This window comes from Prosthecobacter sp., from assembly GCF_049294395.1.
Taxonomy (GTDB): domain Bacteria; phylum Verrucomicrobiota; class Verrucomicrobiia; order Verrucomicrobiales; family Verrucomicrobiaceae; genus Prosthecobacter.
Genome location: NZ_JBAQCR010000277.1, coordinates 18,994 through 36,121, shown reverse-complemented (window position 1 = coordinate 36,121; position 17,128 = coordinate 18,994). Strand labels below are relative to the sequence as shown.

Annotated in this window: 16 protein-coding genes; 5 read left to right on the top strand and 11 right to left on the bottom strand. The window is 56.4% G+C overall.

The features are described from left to right. Positions 1-173: 173 nt before the first annotated feature. Both WAW39_RS18910 and WAW39_RS18905 read right to left on the bottom strand, forming a co-directional pair. Positions 174-554 carry a hypothetical protein gene (locus tag WAW39_RS18910; protein WP_294229256.1) on the bottom strand — a complete coding sequence of 127 codons (381 nt, stop codon included), beginning with the start codon at positions 552-554 and terminating at the stop codon, positions 174-176. Next, positions 547-1,170, bottom strand: a complete 624-nt coding sequence (locus tag WAW39_RS18905; protein WP_294229255.1) for a ParA family protein — start codon at positions 1,168-1,170, stop codon at positions 547-549. Before WAW39_RS18905 ends, WAW39_RS18910 begins: the two co-directional genes overlap by 8 nt. Before the next feature lie 546 nt (positions 1,171-1,716). Here WAW39_RS18905 and WAW39_RS18900 point away from each other — a divergent pair. Next, positions 1,717-2,847 carry a replication initiator protein A gene (locus tag WAW39_RS18900; RefSeq protein WP_422320726.1) on the top strand — a complete coding sequence of 377 codons (1,131 nt, stop codon included), beginning with the start codon at positions 1,717-1,719 and terminating at the stop codon, positions 2,845-2,847. Positions 2,848-2,849: 2 nt separating this feature from the next. Here WAW39_RS18900 and WAW39_RS18895 read toward each other — a convergent pair whose 3' ends face one another. The 3 genes from WAW39_RS18895 to WAW39_RS18885 all read right to left on the bottom strand — a co-directional run bounded on the left by WAW39_RS18895 (position 2,850) and on the right by WAW39_RS18885 (position 5,975). After that, positions 2,850-3,320, bottom strand: a complete 471-nt coding sequence (locus WAW39_RS18895; RefSeq protein ID WP_294229250.1) for a hypothetical protein — start codon at positions 3,318-3,320, stop codon at positions 2,850-2,852. Positions 3,321-3,526: 206 nt separating this feature from the next. Beyond that, positions 3,527-4,411 (bottom strand): J domain-containing protein, encoded by an 885-nt coding sequence (locus WAW39_RS18890; protein WP_422320725.1) that lies wholly within the window; start codon positions 4,409-4,411, stop codon positions 3,527-3,529. Between the two features lie 28 nt (positions 4,412-4,439). Continuing rightward, positions 4,440-5,975 carry a type IV secretory system conjugative DNA transfer family protein gene (locus WAW39_RS18885; protein WP_422320724.1) on the bottom strand — a complete coding sequence of 512 codons (1,536 nt, stop codon included), beginning with the start codon at positions 5,973-5,975 and terminating at the stop codon, positions 4,440-4,442. 321 nt (positions 5,976-6,296) lie between these two features. Here WAW39_RS18885 and mobF point away from each other — a divergent pair, with 321 nt between their 5' ends. The 3 genes from mobF to WAW39_RS18870 all read left to right on the top strand — a co-directional run bounded on the left by mobF (position 6,297) and on the right by WAW39_RS18870 (position 11,293). Then, positions 6,297-9,554 (top strand): MobF family relaxase, encoded by a 3,258-nt coding sequence (gene mobF / locus WAW39_RS18880; protein ID WP_422320723.1) that lies wholly within the window; start codon positions 6,297-6,299, stop codon positions 9,552-9,554. Between the two features lie 6 nt (positions 9,555-9,560). Continuing rightward, on the top strand, positions 9,561-9,977 hold the full coding sequence (locus WAW39_RS18875; RefSeq protein ID WP_322283978.1) for a hypothetical protein: 417 nt from the start codon (positions 9,561-9,563) through the stop codon (positions 9,975-9,977). Positions 9,978-10,123: 146 nt separating this feature from the next. Beyond that, positions 10,124-11,293: a hypothetical protein gene (locus tag WAW39_RS18870; RefSeq protein WP_422320722.1), complete on the top strand. Its 1,170-nt coding sequence runs from the start codon at positions 10,124-10,126 to the stop codon at positions 11,291-11,293. A 160-nt stretch (positions 11,294-11,453) separates the two neighbouring features. Here WAW39_RS18870 and WAW39_RS18865 read toward each other — a convergent pair whose 3' ends face one another. The 3 genes from WAW39_RS18865 to WAW39_RS18855 are packed head-to-tail and all read right to left on the bottom strand — an operon-like array spanning position 11,454 to position 12,770. Next, positions 11,454-11,672, bottom strand: a complete 219-nt coding sequence (locus WAW39_RS18865) for a hypothetical protein (protein ID WP_422320721.1) — start codon at positions 11,670-11,672, stop codon at positions 11,454-11,456. Positions 11,673-11,682: 10 nt separating this feature from the next. Beyond that, positions 11,683-11,877: a hypothetical protein gene (locus WAW39_RS18860; protein ID WP_422320720.1), complete on the bottom strand. Its 195-nt coding sequence runs from the start codon at positions 11,875-11,877 to the stop codon at positions 11,683-11,685. Next, positions 11,874-12,770, bottom strand: coding sequence for an ArdC family protein (locus WAW39_RS18855; protein ID WP_422320719.1), 897 nt, complete (start codon positions 12,768-12,770; stop codon positions 11,874-11,876). Before WAW39_RS18855 ends, WAW39_RS18860 begins: the two co-directional genes overlap by 4 nt. 594 nt (positions 12,771-13,364) lie before the next feature. Between WAW39_RS18855 and WAW39_RS18850 the strand changes: the two genes are divergently transcribed. Beyond that, positions 13,365-15,077 (top strand): GmrSD restriction endonuclease domain-containing protein, encoded by a 1,713-nt coding sequence (locus tag WAW39_RS18850; protein WP_422320718.1) that lies wholly within the window; start codon positions 13,365-13,367, stop codon positions 15,075-15,077. A 30-nt stretch (positions 15,078-15,107) separates the two neighbouring features. On the opposite strand, the gene WAW39_RS18845 is transcribed toward WAW39_RS18850, so the two are convergent. From WAW39_RS18845 to WAW39_RS18835, 3 genes are all read right to left on the bottom strand, one after another. Continuing rightward, positions 15,108-15,719 (bottom strand): hypothetical protein, encoded by a 612-nt coding sequence (locus tag WAW39_RS18845; RefSeq protein WP_422320717.1) that lies wholly within the window; start codon positions 15,717-15,719, stop codon positions 15,108-15,110. A gap of 592 nt (positions 15,720-16,311) precedes the next feature. Then, complete coding sequence (locus tag WAW39_RS18840) at positions 16,312-16,575, bottom strand: hypothetical protein (RefSeq protein WP_422320716.1); 264 nt, start codon at positions 16,573-16,575, stop codon at positions 16,312-16,314. A 66-nt stretch (positions 16,576-16,641) separates the two neighbouring features. Further along, complete coding sequence (locus WAW39_RS18835; RefSeq protein ID WP_300192813.1) at positions 16,642-16,887, bottom strand: hypothetical protein; 246 nt, start codon at positions 16,885-16,887, stop codon at positions 16,642-16,644. Positions 16,888-17,128 lie beyond the last annotated feature (241 nt).

The window sequence follows — 17,128 nt, the reverse complement described above, 5'->3', positions numbered from 1 at the left end:
GACACTCCTGTTGTATTCCATGATGTTGCACTGTGTTGCATTCATTTGCAAAGCCTTGCAGCACAAGGGTTCGGCGATGATTGCGCGTTGCGCCCAATTGCATCCAGTGGGGCTGAATTGCACGTTTTCAGGCCGTGACTGTATAAAATGGCTGTATAAAACCGGCGACTTGATCAGGCAAGGTAGCCGTGCTTTTTCAGCCATTCGGCCAGTGCCTCGGCAACAATGTCTCGCTGCGTGAACGGGTCAAGCCTCTGGATTTTCCGGTCCATGGATGCTCTGAGGAGTGCGGTGCTGATCTCGGGTTCGATGCGAACATTCAGGGAGACGGCACCCGCCATCGTGAACTGAGGCAGTGCGGAACTTGGTGGCACCTGGGCGGTTGGTCGTTGTGCGAAATTTTCTTTCAGTGCTGCTCTTGCCATAGGGGTATTCTCCTTCTTTGAGGTTGCTTCAGATTTCGGTTTCGGCTCTGCCTTGGCAGTCTTGCCGGTTTCAAGAAAACTCTGCTCATCAGGGGTAAGCGCGTCGTCGAGTGAGCGTCGGTTAACCACGGGTCATATCCTTCATGAGCTGCTGCATTTCGAGAGAGGCCAGCAAAGCCCCTGCGCCCATTTGCCAGACCACTTTGGCCTGCCCTGCGGAGTCCGCGAAGCTTTGACGAAGGCACACTCCAGCGGTGACATCCACGCCAAGTTTTTTGGCGGCGTTCATCATTTCACGGCTGAGGCGTCCGCGCTTTTGCAGCTTGTTGGGGATGAGAAGTCCTTCCGGTTTGCCTTTGCGTGTTTTCTGAGCTTCGCGAAGAAGCTGCACGGCTTTGGAGGCTGCTCGGAGATCAAGAATTGACGGTCCGCATGGAAAAAACACGCGGTCAGCACGGAGCATGATGGCCCTGGTCGTTGCTGAAAGTCCTGCGGGGCCGTCAATGACGATGTCATTCGCACCGCCCGCGAATTTGGCGAGCCGATGAATTATTTCCTCCGGCGAGTCGATCTGCTCAAGCTGGATCGGCAGTGCCAGTTCCTTGATCCATTGTGATGCCGAAGATTGCGGGTCGGCATCAATGAAGATCACGCTGCGCTTCTTTTTGACGAGCCATGCCGCCAAGTGAACTGCGATGGTTGTTTTGCCAACACCGCCTTTTGAATTTGTGAGTCCGTAAATCATGTCTGCCTCTTTTTGGCAGAATAGTGATTTGCTCCTGTCACCGATAGCCTCTCGAATGTTTGGCTGCTGCGTGCCTTCATTTTTCTTCGGAGGGTTGCAAACTTGCAACACAGCTTGCTAGCTAGTTTGCTAGCTTTCTAGTCCTTCCCTGCCAGGCACCCGGAGGCAGACGAGCTTTTCAAAAAGGCGAGTCGGCTGCCGACGGGGTTTAAAGGTTTTATTCTTTACTGTTTAAGTAAGGTTTAGAGAGGTGGGGAAGCGCAGCCAGCTTGGGCTTGAGGGCTGTTCAGGTCGCTGCTCTGACGATGGCGGGTCGTTGGTGTGACGATAGCAAAGTCGTTGGCTTGACGTGGGTTGGTCGGTGGTCTGACGGCACGGTCGCTGGCATGACGATTCAAAGGGTTGCCGGTCTGACGATGGTTGGAAAGTTCGGATAAATCCGGCTCAAAGGTCGCTGCTCTGACGATATTGTTTTTTCAAACCAATCATGGTATGCCGAAGGGCATGGGCAGGATGATTGAGGGTGGGATCAAAGAACATCAGAACTTGGAAAGGTTCATAGCGTCCTCGGCTGACATCGCTCCCAAAGACCAGATTGATCTGATGGCGCGTTGCTGGTTCAGCCTGACACCCGGAAGAACTGAGGCCATTCAGCACGAGTATGTGGACGCGAGGTCGGGCCAAACTGAAACAGTCCGCATCACCGGCAGCGGGGAACACGGCATTGCCACGATCCACGATCAGGATTTGCTCATCTATGCCATTTCGCAATGGATTGAAGCCAAGAGGAAGGGGCTTGAGCCTTCACGCCGAATTCACTTCACCCCGTATCAGTTCCTCGCGTGGATGAACCGTGAACCCGGCGGCGGGCAATATCAGCGGCTCAAAGATGCCCTGCACCGCCTCAAGATGACGAGTATTCAAACCACCATCCGATCCGAACAAGGCAAGCGTAGTCGCAAACGCATCAGGCAGTTCTCGTGGATTTCAGAGTGGGAGATCACGGAAGAAAAAGGCGAAATTCGCGGCGTTGAAGTCGTGCTGGCCGAATGGCTCTTTGAAAGCATTCAGGACTTCCATGTGCTGACTCTCGACAAACGGTATTTTGATATTTCCGGCAGCGTGGAGCGCTGGCTATATCTTTATGCGCGAAAAGCCACGGGAGGCCCGACAGGCGTCTGGAAAGAGACGTTCAAGAGCCTTTACCAGAAATCCGCATCGCAGCAGGCATACAAGCATTATGCGAGCACACTGCGAAAGCTGGTGAAGAAGAATGACCTGCCGGGTTTCCGTCTGGAGCATGTGAGTTCGGCGCAAGGCAAAGACATGCTTCTCATGGAGCGCACAGAAAAGCGGGGAGTGATTGAAGCCAAGAACCCTCCGGCTCAAGAGGCGCAGCTCGTGCTCATTGAGCGGTCACCTCTGGAAGAAGCCTGGGAGAACGTGCTGGAACTGTTGCGCAAACAAGTTGGCGCAGACCAAGTGAAAGCTTGGCTGGAAAGGTTGCAGCTTGGCGAACTGGTGGATGGCACCCTCACCTATCGCGCAAACCTCAAATTCGTGGCTGATTGGGTGGAAACCAATTTCAAACACAAGATGGAAGCAGCATGGCAGTCGATTGGTCATCCGGTGACTTCGGTTCGCATCGAAACGAAAGGCAGAAAATCAGCCGCCTAGTTTCACTGTTCCGTCGGCGACGGAGTGACAAGCCCAAGTATTTCGACGGAGCCATAGAAAAGCATGACAATGGCTGCTGCTTGTTTGGGAGGTGTTCCCTCGCGTCCAAAGCGGAAACGGAAAATGTCGGGATTGGGACACGCATACTCGGTCATGACCGAACTGTCGTTGAGCAGAGGCCCCAGGTTTTCAGCAAGGGTCTTGTAGTCCAGACCTGAATAGAATTGTGGCGATGCGGTGACGATCTGACCGCAAGCGGGCTCCCGAAACGCTAGGTAGTAGGCACCTCGCACAAGCTTCTCGAAGAATTGGTTTTGCTTTTCAGGTTCAACCGAGAAAATACGTCGGCGTTCGCCATCCACCATGATCCACTTGCTGTATTGGGCCAATGAAGCCGTGAATTTCTGCGCCGCCTCCTTTTGCAAGCCCCTGATTGTTTTGTCGGCAAACATCTGGAAGGCGTCTTCACTCATGGCCGATCCTTGGATGTAGAATCGAAACCTTTCGTCGAGTGTAGAGAACATTTCATTGTGGTTCGCACATGAAGGCACTTTGAAGAGATTCAGATTCTTCCCTTGAGGGAAAAAGCTTTTTGGAGGCACATGATCCTCAGAGGTGGCGACTTCGCCGCACCAATAGCAAGTGGGGACGGTTGTTGATGTCATACAAACATATTTAGTCAGCCGCCTAGAGTTCGGCGGAAATACTCGATGGCCTCATTCAAAGTCGCCGCTTTTTCGGTGGCCCCTTCGTCCGCGTTGTTCGGATCGGGATGGACGGTCTTGATGAGATGGCGGTAATTCAGCTCGGCCTGCTCCAGTGAATGGGGAGGCATCAGTCTCAACACTTCTGCGGAGCGGAATTCCAATGCCTTCACTGCCTGCTCATCCTCGGCTATTTGGGGAGGGCGCTTCGCCCTTGGTTTGCGGGTTCCTGCCGCTGGCAGTGGCACTTCAGCAGCGCCGCTCCCTGGCATCTTCTCCTTGGCGTCTTCAATGATGTCCTCGTGCTTTTTCTCCGAGCGGATGCCATACCAGAAATTGATGAACTCCTTCAGCCACATGGCGACGGCGACAAGGATCAGCCATGTTGAAAGGCGGTGTTCTGTGAAAAAAGCGCGAAGCATCGCCGCAGTGGTCAAGGCCAGAAAAGGCTCGACCCAGAGATGCACCATCAGCTCGGAGCGCGGGTTGCCGCGAAGCTGGCTGAAGCCGGGAAGCAGCAGCAGGTGCGATGTCCCTGAATAGAAGTCGTGCTTGCCCTGCCTGCCCACTTCCCGTGAAAAGGCCAGCATAAGGTGCAGCAGATACAACGCAGCCGCGCCAAGACCGAAGCTCGCCACGGCCCAATACTTGAACCAAACGCCCTGCTCTATCCACGCGTAGATCGAGAACAGGAGGTGCGCCCAAACGAAGGCGAAGAAAACACTTTTGGGACTGAGAAACGAAAAGCCGAATCGGGAGCGCAGGAACACGATGGCCGGCATCGCCAGCCAGTGCAGGATGGGACTGAGGATGGGGACGCTTGGCTGCGCTCCCGTGGATTGAATTTGCCGGTCCTTCATGTGTGGATTTGTTCACCGTTGCCCTGCCCTATGACTTTTGCGAGAAGACATGCCGGATGAAATTCTGAGCGACCGGCTCGCCCTTCTTGGTCGCGAGCCATCGCCGCCCGCCTTGAAAAATGATCGAGTCCACAAGATATTCAGATTCAGGGCCACCCGTGCGCAGCATGGTGAACTCTTGCGGCTGCACGACGTATTCCACCACCATGCTGCCGCCTGCGTTCTGGCTCATCGTGCCGCCTTTCGCCATCCCTTCATTTAATCCACCGTAAAACGTCGCTTGCCGCGTCTTGCCGATGGAATCCGCTGCCCAGTTGTTCGTGGTCGGGTCGCCGTTGGCGTGGAAAATCTTCGTTTGGAGGTTCCCAAGGAAGCTCTCGGCATCGGAGCGGGAGTTTTGTCCGCCGAAGGCCGAAAAGTAGCTGGGGAGGTTCTGGGTCAGGTAAACGGTGCAGGCGCGGGAGCTTCGCGCCGTGCTCTGAAAAAGGGCATCGTAGGAATTGACGAAAAACTGTGATTCGTCCGCCCAAAGGAAAACGGGGCGAGCTGCGGCCTGGGCTGCTTCGCGGCTCATGTCCGCAGAAATCCTCCGCTCAACGGCCCTCTGCCAGATGAACTTGAAAAGCACCTGGGCGAACTGGCCCAGCTCATTGAACTCCTTCACCGGCAGATTGAGGATGATGATCTTGCCGTTGAACGTGTCCTCGGGGGTGAAGGTGAGATCGGTGCAGAACAGGTCACGCAGCAGGCCGCGCAGAAAACAGTCGGCCATGCTGGTGAAGGTGGAGACGATCACGGAGCGGGTTTCAGGGGCGAGGCTTGGAAACTCCCGCAGCCAGAAGTCGCGAGTCAGTTCCAAATCGTTCGCCCTGCCCTTATCTTTAGTTTTTGCCGTCGCCACTTCCAGCAATGCAAAGCAGGCCGATTTCTTCTGCCAGTCGGGATTCTCGGCCTCCTCAGTGCTGCGGGGCGCGGACGTGATGATCCGGTAGAGGGATGGCAGGTCGATGTCATCCAGCGCGAGCACGGCAAGGTCAATCGCATTCCTGAGAAGCTGCTTCAATGTGCGCTGCCAATAAGCGTCCTGGCCCCCGCCCTGCCCTTGTTTTCGCTCGGCTGCTTCCAGCACGCTGCAAAACAGGTTCACGAGGTTTTCGGTGTGCCCTGCCCCGGTTCCTGGCCGCTTCAATTCGTAGCGCAGGAAGTTGAACCTGTGGGGTGAGTCGGGGCCGACAATGAGCAATTCTGACTCACGGCCTGCGGCCTTGGCGAAGCGCTTCCATGAGAGCACTTCGTCGTTCTTGGCAGTCAGAACCAGTCCGCCTAGATTGGACTCCATGAACGCCTTGGCGAGGGCTTGCCCACTCCCTGATGATTTGCCAGAACCGGTCGCTCCCAAAATCTGCACTCCCTCAAACGCATCCTTCAGGCACCAGTAGTTTTCAGCCCTGCTGGTCTTGCCGTCTGCACTCAATTCCAGCAACGCCTCGTCGTCATCAGGCCAGTTTCGTTTTGCGCCTGTAGGGGCAGATGGGGGACGTTTGGCGAGGCTGAATTCATCCATGAGGGGAGGGTGCTGGGGTCACTGCAAGCTAGCCGCGCAGCCGCTCTGCGGCGAGCAAAAACCACAGCCTTAGCACTGCTAAGGAGAGATGTCTGAAGATCATATTGCTATGTTGCTAGCTTGCTAGTTTCCTAGCTCGGTAGCCTCCTTGCTAGACGGCAAACTTGCTCGAAAACTGCCTTCCCAGCTTGCTAGCTCGCAACCTGACAAGGTGGCAAGTTCGCTGCCTTGCTGGCTCGCTCAATAGCTTGCTAGCAGGCAAATTTTGCCGAGTAAGCGGCGAAAATGGATTCACGGAATCAGATGTGGTAGAATGAACCGATGCTCAGAGTTGTGGCGCACACGAGCGCGGCAGCCGCCCGCAAATACTATGCGGAAGGTCTGAAACGCGAGGACTACTACTCCGAGAAACAGGAGGTGGTAGGCAAGTGGCATGGCCGCGCTGCGGGCCTGCTGGGGCTGTCCGGGGACGTGGATCGGGAGCAGTTCGCGGCGCTGGTGGAGAACCGCAATCCCCTCACTGGGGAGAAGCTGACACCCCGCACGAAGGAAGGTCGCCGCGTCGGGTATGACCTCAATTTTCACGCGCCAAAAAGTCTCTCCGTGCTTTATGCGCTAACGCAGGACAAAGAGGTTTTGAAAGCGTTTCGGCAGGCGGTTTCTGACACCATGACGGAACTTGAGGCGAGGGCAGAAACCCGAGTCAGAAGGAAGGGGGCGCGGGAAAACCGCGTCACTGGAAACCTGGCCTGGGCGGAGTTTGTTCACTTCACCTCACGCCCGGTCGGGGGCATTCCCGATCCGCATCTTCACGTCCACTGCTTCACCTTCAACGCGACTTTCGACCAAACAGAGGCGCGATGGAAAGCGGCGGAGTTCGGGGCCATCAAGCGCGAAGCGCATTACGCGGAAGCGGCGTTTCATGCCCGCCTGACGGCAAGTTTAGTGGCTCAAGGCTACGCCATCGAGCGCCGGAAAAGCGGCTGGGAAATCAAAGGGATGCCTGCCAGTGTCATTGCCAAGTTCTCGCGGCGCACCGCTCAAATTGAGCGGCTGGCCGATGAAATGGGCATCAAGGACGCCAAAGCCAAGGACGCGCTTGGGGCTGCAAGCCGGGAGGGAAAACGACACGGCATGACCTTTTCAGACCTGCTGGCGGCGTGGAGTGTCCGGCTCACCGATGACGAAAAGGTGCAAATCTCCAAGGTTTGCTATGAGCGTGGGCAGGGTGGAGCCGAAAGGGTGACTGCGGGGCAGGCCGTGGACTATGCCATTTCCAAACTGTTCGAGCGCCAGTCGGTGGTGGAACGCGGTCACATCCTGGCGGCTGCGCTTCGCTTTGGCGTCGGGCAAACGACGCCGGAGGCCATCAAAGCTGAGTTTGAGCGGCGGCAGTTGATCGGGCGCAAGATTGGGGATGAGCATCTTTGCACTTCCGTGGATGTTCTGGCGGAAGAAATCGCCCTCCTTGCCTTCGTTCGTTCTGGCCGGAATTCGGCCATGCCGCTGGGCGGCAAGGGCAGGCTTTCATATTCTGAAAAGCTCTCCGAGGAACAGCGGGCAGCGGTCAAACATCTGCTCACCAGCCGCGATCAGGTGATGGCGATTCGCGGCGGTGCCGGCGTGGGCAAGACCACGCTCATGAAAGACGCGGTGGCCGCGATTGAGGCGCAAGGATTGAAGGTGTTCGCCTTTGCTCCCTCCGCCGTCGCTTCCCGTGAAACCCTCCGTGAAGCGGGGTTCGCGGGTGCTGATACGGTCGCCCATCTGATGCTCAACACGAAGCTGCAAAAGCAGGCTCGTGGGCAGGTCATCTGGATCGACGAGGCGGGCCTGCTCGGCACGCGGGACTTGTGGCGCATCATGGAAATCGCCGGGCCTAAAACGCGCGTCATCCTCACTGGCGACACCGCGCAGCACGCGCCGGTGGCGCGGGGTGATGCGTTTCGCATCCTGCAAAAACATGCCGGTCTTCGCGTCGCGGAAGTGACGGAGATCCGGCGGCAGGAAGTCGAGGACTACAAGAAGGCCATCGAAGCCATCAGCAAAGGCGACCTCCGAACCGGTTTCCGTCGCCTGGACAGCCTGGGAGCGTTCGTGGAAATTGCAGACGAAGCGCAGCGTCACCGGGAACTGGCGGCTGATTACATCGCCCTCGGGCGACGGGGCGAGTTTCCGCTGGTCGTCTCTCCGACCCATGCGGAGAGCGCCAAGGTCACGAACGCCATTCGTGAGGCTCGCCGGGAGGCGGGACAGCTCGGCGCGGAAAAGAAGTTCCTTCAATACCAGAACTTGCAGTGGGAGGAAGCGGAGCGCCAACTTCCTGAGAACTACCGTGCCGGTCTGGTGGTGCAGTTCCATCAAAACGCCAAGGGCGTGAAACGCGGCGAGATTTTCAAGGTGCTGGGGCAGGGCGAAAACGGCGCGGTGCAAATTCAGAATAAGGCAGGCAAAACCCGCACGCTGCCCCTCAACGAGGCCACAAAGTTTCTGGTCTATGAGGAACGCGAGATCGCCCTGGCAAAGGGGGACCGCATTCGCATCACACGAAACGGAGAGAGCACGAACGGCAAACGCCTCAACAACGGCAACCTCTTAGCTGTGGAGAAGTTCGGCAGGAAGGGCGAGATCATCCTCAGCAACGGGGCCATTCTTCCGGCAAACCACGGCCATATCGCGCACGGCTATTGCCAGACCTCGCATTCTAGCCAGAGCCGGAGCGTCCGCGACGTGCTGGTGGCACAAAGCGCCGATTCGTTCCTTGCCAGTTCTCGTGAACAATTTTATGTGTCATGCAGCCGTGGCAAACAAACCCTCCGCATCTACACTGACAACCGCCGCGAATTGCAGCAGGCGGTCGGCAACACGTCCACGCGAATGTCCGGCGTGGAACTGGCGGAACTGACCTCGCAGGAACTCTCCAACTTCATGAACGGCGAACTGGGTGCAAAACAATGGCGGGAGGCTGTTCACAGCCGCAAAGGGCTGGACGGTGCCAAAACCTTCGTCAAGCAGCTCGCTGAGCGACGGAAGGTCGAACCACGCAAAACAGGCGAGGTCATCGACTGGAAGGGCTACGTCGAGATGCGCCGGAACCTGGTTGGCGCGGACGGCAAAAGCCGCTCCAAGGGCTATCCTTCAGAACCGAGAAAGGGCAGTCAAAGCAAAGGCATCGCACGGCCCAAGATAAGCCAGCACTCGGACGCGAGGATCGCTGAGCTGAAGGCGGCTCATGAAGCCAAGAAGACAGGAGCCGCTCAAGAAAAACCTCCAGCATCGAAAGCCCCTCAAGATCGCAAAGAGCGGCTCGTGAAAGCTTACGAGTCAGCGGCCAGCCATTTCAAGAAAGTGGCGGACAAGGTGCGTGGTAGGTCTGCGCAGGGAGACAAAGAGAAAGAGGTCAAGATGGGGAGGGCAAAAGTAAAACCGTTGCAGAACAGCAACGCGGACCGTGCGGCGGAGCACTCCAAAAAGGAAAAAGCAGCAAGTATTAGGAAGACCGGCGAGGGACAGGCTAAAAACAGAACTGAAACCAAGACGAAGCAGGCCGCGCCGCGTCCCGTCGTCATCAAAAAATGAGGCACTATGGCTGACAAAATTGACGAAATTCTCAAGGCAAGACAGGCGGCTGAAAAGCCTGCCGAACTGACGCCTGATGGCGATAAGTTTTTCTCCATTCTGATCGGTGAAGGGATGCAGGAGAACTTCCTGGAATTGCAGTTCCGCAACGGGCTGCAAACCTGTTTCAGCTATACGGATTTGCTATGGTTCAACCATGACCCGGAAAGCGGCTGCATCGACCTGGAATTTGGCGGCTTCCTTATCACCATCAAAGGCCGTGGCCTGCGCACGATCTTCAACGGCGTGAAGGGCAAGCGGGTCGCGTGGGTGAAGGAAGCGGACAGCAACCTTCAGGATCACAAAGACAACGAGTGTTTTGTTGAAGAGATCAGCATCACTCCGCCGAAAGGGTTCACTGAGGAAGCACCTGCCGCCGACTAAACTTCATGAACTGGCGCATACTGAAGGCGTTCCCGAAATACGCGATTGCCATCGGCGTGGTGCTGCTCAGCACGGGCTTGTTTGGTGCATGGTGGTTCTTCAAGCGCACGATGCCGCGCTGGGAGTTTGCGAAACCTGATCCCGCCGTGGTGGAAGAGATCAAAAAGAAAGCTGACGCGCTTCCCGACAAGCTGGGCTGGCTGGCCCTGGTTGGCGGCGACCTCTATGACATCAGCACAGGTGAAGTGATCTTCAAGAATTGGCTGCGGGGCATTCCGATGCGCGTGTTTTACTATCCTGAAAGCAGGCATCTTATGGTGCAGGCAGAGCGTGGCATCATGCGGTTCGGGCTGGATGGAAAACAAGACGGGGTGATGGGCGTTGAAACGCCTCCTGCGTTTACCAATGACGGCAGCCAAGCCATGTATGTCAAAGACGGTGACATCTGGATCGCGGGCATTGATTGGACCGCATTCAAGTTTATCAACGAGCGGCAGGCCACGAAATACGGCCAGTTCTACGCGCAATACTTTTCGGTCAACGTGGCGCTGGCCTCTGACAAAGCCTGCTTGGTCAATGTGCAGAGCAAGCAACTCCGGGTGGACTTGAGCACGGGCGACTTGCAGCAAACAAACATCACCCCGCATATCAAAGCCAAGCTTCGCTCACCCGACTGCAAGGTCTTGGTGGGCGACGATGGCGAGAAATTTTTTGTCTATGACATCGACAAGCCGGAGCCCACCTTGTTTCCCAAGAATGGCGGCAAGGTGTCAGATGTGCAGTGGCTCAACAACGACAGATGCGCTTTCATCATCGGTGGCAAAACCGTCAGCGTATTCGACCGCAAGAAGAACACAGTGGAGGAGGTGGCCACGCTGCCTTTTGATTGCCAGAAGATCACTGACCCTTCCATGGATGGCCGCTATGTGCTATGCAATAACGGGCAGGCGCTGGTGGTGGTCGATGTCGAAAAGAAGACCGCCGAGAATTTGGGCATTGAAGCCGATCATATCGGCTGGGTCAGCCACGACACGCTGATCTATTCACGGGAAATCCCGGACATGAAACTTCGCGGCACCTGGATCAAAACCATTGGCAGTGAACCGCAGCGAGTGTTGGCCGAACCTTATCTTGTCGGCTACGACAAGTCAGCTCCGCTGGCTTTGATGCGCGAGCTTGGCGTGGTAGTCTTCGCGACTCGCAATGGGATTTTCAGGATGAAGCCTGATGGCTCAGAGCTTCGCGAAGTTGCCAAGCTCAAACAGCCTGTGGGGAGAATTCAAGCGGTGGAGATGTGGGGCAAGGGGCCTCAGTAGTGAGCCAATTGCCGCCGCAGTAATCCTGTGGAGAAATCAAAACTCTGGTTTCCGAGTCAATAGGCGACGCTTTGAGGAGCCGCACCAAGGGATGGGCAGGGCGGGCACTTCCAAAAGTATTCGCAGAACAAGCGAACAGCGAGTGTCGCATCTGCTGCCCCTAACGGGGCAGTGCTTCCAGGTGAAGGTGCAATTTCCGGTCATGTGCCATATTGCAGGAAAGTGAAACGGCGCGGTGATAGCTGAGACAGTGATAAACCTTGCCCTGTGGCTTCCGGTTCTGTATTTCGATCACGGCAACGCGCCAAGCGGCGCGGGGCTTGCCTTCGATTCTGACGGCTCCGGCGTGGGGTCCGGTGACTTTGACAAGGGCATTCATGGTGTGCGCTTTAGTCGATGCGTTTGGAGATGATGCCGCGCACGATGGCGGCGACGGTTTCGAGCGGCTGGCGCATGGGGTCGCCAGTCCAGCCAAGGCACGCGGCGCGAAGTGCGAGCTGGTTTTCCAGCTCGTCAAACTCCGCATCGGTAAGGTCTGCCAATTCGATCAGCTCGGCATCTGAGAGGGCAAGCAAGGTGCTCATGGCAGAACCTCCGGCTGAATGTTCAAGATGTAGTTGGCTGCCTTCTGTGCCTGCGATGCAGCGCGGACAATCCAGCTTTTGGCGTCCTTGCTTTTGAGGACATCAATCCAGCTTTGCAGGTAGGCGGCGGAGTTGCTGATTTCGTCCTCCATGATGCCGGCGTGGGCGTTCAGGAATGAAGCGCCCATTTCTGCAACCAGTTCTTCCTCGGCATAGACTTTGCGGGCGGTGTCGCCTGCGGCATCAATACCCTTGTTCTCAAGCAGTGACTTACGGGCAAGGCGTGAGGCGTGGCCGGTGCTGTGACTCAGCTCGTGAAAGAGGGTGGAATAATACGCTTCTTCACTCCCGAAGAAACCACGCTCCGGCATGTGAACGCTGTCAGTCTTGGGCCGATAGCAGGGAATCGCGTTCCCGTCATGGATGGCGGGAGCGTTGGGCATCGCTGCGACGATCTCGCGGGCGCGGTCTGTCTTCTGTGTGATGGAAAGCTCGGGCAGATTATCGGGCTGCGGGAATTCGATGCCTTCGATCTGCGAAGCATGAAACACGGTGTAAGCCCTCAAAAAGCGGCGTGTCTCTGCCTCGTCCTCAATGGCGGGGGCTTGGTCCTCGTGCTTGGTGTAGGTGCCGTATTTCACGACAAGGGAACCGTGCTCACCTTTGCGGATGTGTCCGCCAAGCTCCTTGGCCTGAATGAAGGTCAGGAAGTGAGGCGAGGTGAAGCGCAGGCTTCCAAGCAGGAAGACGTTGATTCCCTGATAAGCTCTGCCGGTGGAGAAGTTGCGGGGAAAACCAACCTTCGAGAAGTATGGCGATTTCCAAGGGACAACCCCTGATTCAAGCTGTGTGATGATGCGGTCTGTGACCTGTTCGTAGATGTCTGGTTTCATGTTGTTTCCTCCTGTTGCGGGTTTGCGCAAAGCACTCGGGCGCGCGCAAAACATGATGACCAAACCGCCGTAGGACGGGCGGCAGTCACAGGGAGGCTCCGCCAGAGGGGCATCCCCAAAGTCCCGCAGCGAGGCACGAGAGAGGACAATTTGGGGAGACTGGTGGATGCCCTTGACGGCACGAACGTCCGGGAGGCATCAGAGCCGACAAGCGAGGCACAAGCGGTCGGCGTAGTTCACCGCCGCAAGGCGGGAAGATTCACACGGAAGAAGCCGGAAGCGCAGCGGACGGTCAGGCGGTAGCGAAGTGTCCGGCTTTCTTCGGTGTTCAGTATCGTGGCAGGTAGTGACGTGGTTCGGTTCGCCGCGCCTTGACCCTCAAGGCTGCTGAAGGCGAGCCGAACGGCGTCACGCGGCAGGCGAGGGCGTTACGGGAACCGTCCCGTTAGAATGGGTAGCCGCGCACGAAGTAGCGGCGAGGGAAAGACCTTTCCCGCCAGAAGCCCTTGTTCAAAAACAGGAACACGTTTACAACCAGAAGAGAAAAAACCGCCTCACGAGAAAAGACGGCCTAAACTTCAGGAGAAAGTCAGAATGAGCTACATCCCCAAGACCATCAGCGAAGTCGTATCGGAATTTTTGAACCGGACCACGTTCCTGCCAGCCATCCAGCGAGAATATGTGTGGGGCACCTACGCTATCGAAAAGCTCTTTGACTCGATCATGGGAGACTTTCCAATCAGCACCTTCCTGTTCTGGAAGATCAAGGAAGAGAACAAAAGCGAATGGGTCGCCTACGAATTCATCAGGGATTATGACGCCGAAGCGCCGCACAACAAGGAAGCCAGCGTCAAGGGCATCAACCAGGACATCTATTTTGTGCTCGACGGGCAGCAACGGCTGACCTCGTTGTTCATCGGACTGAAAGGCTCCTACCGATATTTCTACTACCGGTGGCACAAGACCCGGCTTTACCTGAACCTGTTGAAGGAACCCATCAAGGACGACAATCCCGAAGAACTGACCTATCAATTCAAATTCAGGGCTGACAGCCAGCCGGACCCTAGAGACACCACCCCGCAATACTGGTATCTAGTGGGCGACATTCTGAACTTCGATGACGCGGAAGATGCAAAGCGGAGCATCAAACAGCAGTTGGCCGGGTTCACGGAACATGAACGCGACATCGCCAATTCCCACATTGGACGCCTGCACTCCCGCATCAGCACGGCGCGGCTGCTGAACTACTACGAGGAGAAATCGCAGGACTATGACAAGGTCGTGGAAGCGTTCATCCGTGCGAACACGGGAGGCGTGAAGCTGGAGTATAGCGACATCCTGCTTTCCACCGCCACTGCCAAGTGGGCGAACCTCAATGCGCGTGAGGAGATCCATTCATTCACCGATGACCTCAACGCCATCGGGAACGGCTATTCCTTCGGCAAAGACTTTGTTCTGAAAGGCTGCCTGTATCTCACCGAGGGGCTGCCTATCCAATACAAGGTTAAGAACTTCAACCGGACGAATTTGGAGAAAATCGAAAACGCCTGGCCGAAGATCAAGGACAACCTCGAAGAGGCGATCCAGCTTGCGAGCCGGTTTGGCTTTAGTGACAAGAACATCGTGTCGAAGATCGCGCTGCTTCCTATTGCCTATTACCTCGGCAAGCTTGGGGCGAAGCACTTCGTCACGTCCTCCAACAAGGAGGATGTGAGAAACCAGCTCATCATGCAGAAGTGGCTGGCGCTGGTGCTGCTAAAAAATGCGTTCGGCGGGTCATCCGACACCACGCTGACCAATCTTCAGCAGGTCATTGATGAGCAGGCTGACTTCAAGAGCTTCCCTTACGAAGCCATGAACAAGCGGCTGAACATTGAGGCATCCTTCACCGACAGCGAGATTGAGAACCTGCTGGCGACGAACTACAGCACGAAATACAGCTATCTGATCCTGGCGCTTTTGTATCCTGACCGTGACTGGAAGGACAAAAACTACCATGAGGACCATGTGTTCCCGAAATCAGAGTTCACGAATGCCAAGCTGAAAGCGCGTGGCTATGATGACGCGAAGATCACGGAGTATCAGAAATGGTTCAACTGCATCCTCAACCTTGAGCTTCTGACTGACAGGGAGAATCTTGAGAAGAGCGCGGAAGATTTCGGCGACTGGTTCGCCAGCCGTGATGCAAACTTCAAAGACCGTCACGCGATCCCGACACTCGCGTCGTATGATTTCGACAGCTTTCTCGAATTCATCGAGAAGAGGCGGGCAATCTTGGTCGAGAAGCTAAAGGCGTTTAGCATCTAAACCGTGGCTGCCGGAGCGAACTACTGCCCATCACTTGTCGGGGAAGCCGTCTTTGTTTTCTTTCCACCATGATTTCCATTTGGCGACGCCCTCTGGCGTGGCGGCGGATTTCAGTTCTGTCTTGGTAAAGGGAGCAGAAGGGATGCCCATCTTGGCGATGGCAACGGCAAAATCTCCGGGCGGCACCTCCAAGTTGGATTCGTCCATGAGTTCGATGAGGAGACTGACGGCGAACTTGTTGTTCGCGGCGGTCAGGCTGTCCAGCGTGGTCTGCCGGTAGTTCATGAGCATTCCCGATTTGGGCCTTCCTTCCTCCTTCTTGAAGAGGCGCTTGATGTAGTCAGCGGCGGTCGGGCATTCGGTGATGTATTGCGCAGCTTTGGCGGCAATGGCCTTTTTCTGGGTCTCTTTGGAATAGACGTAGAAATTCTGTTTGAAGAACATCAGAAGTCCGGCAACCGAATCGTCGCCCGGCAGGGCTTTCACCTCGTCGAGAGCTGCGATGTCGCCGCGCATGAGGCGCTCGCTCGCGGCCTTCAGCACTGGCATCGTTTGTTTCTGCTGCTCTGTCTGCGCAGAAGATGGAATGAGGGGAAACAGACAAAGCGTGACGGCGAGAATGGTGTGGAATCTGCGGCTCATAGTGTGCGGGAATTGTAGATGAAACGGCCCGGTTGCCGAGAAGTGTTTTGTGAAAACTAAGGGCAAGCGGCGGTGCCACAAGGCCCGCCTGTGCAGGCATCATTTGAAAGTCTCCACAGAGACGCGCTTGCCCCGCCTGCGAGAGCAGGCGCTTCAGAGCGGACGGAACCGCAGATGTAGCAAGGACCGGCGACAAGAAGGGAGGGCGAAGGCGGGCAAAGTGGTCGCGGTCCGGCGCATCTGCGGATCGGTCCAAGAGGTTGAGGGGGAGCAAGCTGGCCTTTGTCAGCAGAGGGAGGGCTTGCCCCGACCCTGATGATGAAGGCGGGATTGCTCGCGGTGGGTTTGACTGGCACGGAAGCAGCCGGTAGCGAAGCGGAGGGTCAGGCAGAAGCGAAGCGTCCGGCTGCTTCGGTGTGCGACATGGGGCGGCAGTGACGTGGTTTGAAACGCCGCGCCTTGACTCTTCAAGGCTTGCTGAAGGCGGATCGAACGGCGTCACGCGGCGGGCGAGGGCGTTACGGGACACTTCCCGTTGGAATGGGTAGCCGCCCACGCAGTAGCGGCGAGGGAAAAGCTTTTCCCCCACACCTCACTCGATGTTGTATTCATCAGCTTCGTCATGAGCCACTTCGGTGACGTAGTATTCCAAACGGTTGATACGCCAGTAACCATTGACGATGACCGCTGTGTTGTAGTCAGGGCAGTCGATGAGAGTCCAGATTTTCGAGTTGGGTTGTGTGCGCAGAAAATCAATGTCGTCGTGGGTATCGAAAGCGATGTGGTCGGTTCCAGTTTTGGTGATGGGTTTGAACTGTTCAAACCAGGTGTCGTAGTCGAGTTGAATGAAAGTCATGATCGTTCTCCTTGGAGAGTTGGATGTGAAAAAAGAATGCCGCGCCCGAAGGCGCGGCATCAAGGTTTAAGCTGCTTGTGCCTCGGCGGCAGCGGGTTCGCGTTCCGCGATCCACTGCTCGGCTTGAGCAAGCGCTGTGCTCAGCTTCGACAGGTGGGATTTGAGGAAGCTGGTGGTTTGCTTCCATTCCTCGCCAGCTTTGTAGCTGCGGGACACGGTGGCGCTGTAGCGGGTTTTGCCCTGGTCTTCGTTTAGCCAGATGGTGACTTTGACTCCGCCGTTTCTGATTTCGTGGGCTGGTTTGTTATTCATAGGTTCTCCTTGTTTAGTGGTTTCTCCCCGAAGGGATTGGGAGCGTGCTGAGCAGCCGGTGAAGCAGGGCGTTGTCATGCCCAACACGGGAGCGCAGCGAATGGAGCGGGCCGGGCATTGACTGCCCTGCGCGGCTGCTACGTTTCCAAAATTCCAAGTGAGAAACCCAAGGAGCCATGAAGAACTGCCCACAAGAAACGGTGACGAGAACCTGATGGCCTGACTTCCAGCAAAACCACAC

Bases quoted from the DNA above. Each gene is read 5' to 3' on its own strand.
- WAW39_RS18905 (WP_294229255.1), bottom strand. From the start codon at position 1,170: ATGATTTACGGACTCACAAATTCAAAAGGCGGTGTTGGCAAAACAACC.
- WAW39_RS18895 (WP_294229250.1), bottom strand. From the start codon at position 3,320: ATGAGTGAAGACGCCTTCCAGATGTTTGCCGACAAAACAATCAGGGGC.
- WAW39_RS18890 (WP_422320725.1), bottom strand. From the start codon at position 4,411: ATGAAGGACCGGCAAATTCAATCCACGGGAGCGCAGCCAAGCGTCCCC.
- WAW39_RS18885 (WP_422320724.1), bottom strand. From the start codon at position 5,975: ATGGATGAATTCAGCCTCGCCAAACGTCCCCCATCTGCCCCTACAGGC.
- mobF (WP_422320723.1), top strand. From the start codon at position 6,297: ATGCTCAGAGTTGTGGCGCACACGAGCGCGGCAGCCGCCCGCAAATAC.
- WAW39_RS18875 (WP_322283978.1), top strand. From the start codon at position 9,561: ATGGCTGACAAAATTGACGAAATTCTCAAGGCAAGACAGGCGGCTGAA.
- WAW39_RS18865 (WP_422320721.1), bottom strand. From the start codon at position 11,672: ATGAATGCCCTTGTCAAAGTCACCGGACCCCACGCCGGAGCCGTCAGA.
- WAW39_RS18860 (WP_422320720.1), bottom strand. From the start codon at position 11,877: ATGAGCACCTTGCTTGCCCTCTCAGATGCCGAGCTGATCGAATTGGCA.
- WAW39_RS18855 (WP_422320719.1), bottom strand. From the start codon at position 12,770: ATGAAACCAGACATCTACGAACAGGTCACAGACCGCATCATCACACAG.
- WAW39_RS18850 (WP_422320718.1), top strand. From the start codon at position 13,365: ATGAGCTACATCCCCAAGACCATCAGCGAAGTCGTATCGGAATTTTTG.
- WAW39_RS18845 (WP_422320717.1), bottom strand. From the start codon at position 15,719: ATGAGCCGCAGATTCCACACCATTCTCGCCGTCACGCTTTGTCTGTTT.
- WAW39_RS18840 (WP_422320716.1), bottom strand. From the start codon at position 16,575: ATGACTTTCATTCAACTCGACTACGACACCTGGTTTGAACAGTTCAAA.
- WAW39_RS18835 (WP_300192813.1), bottom strand. From the start codon at position 16,887: ATGAATAACAAACCAGCCCACGAAATCAGAAACGGCGGAGTCAAAGTC.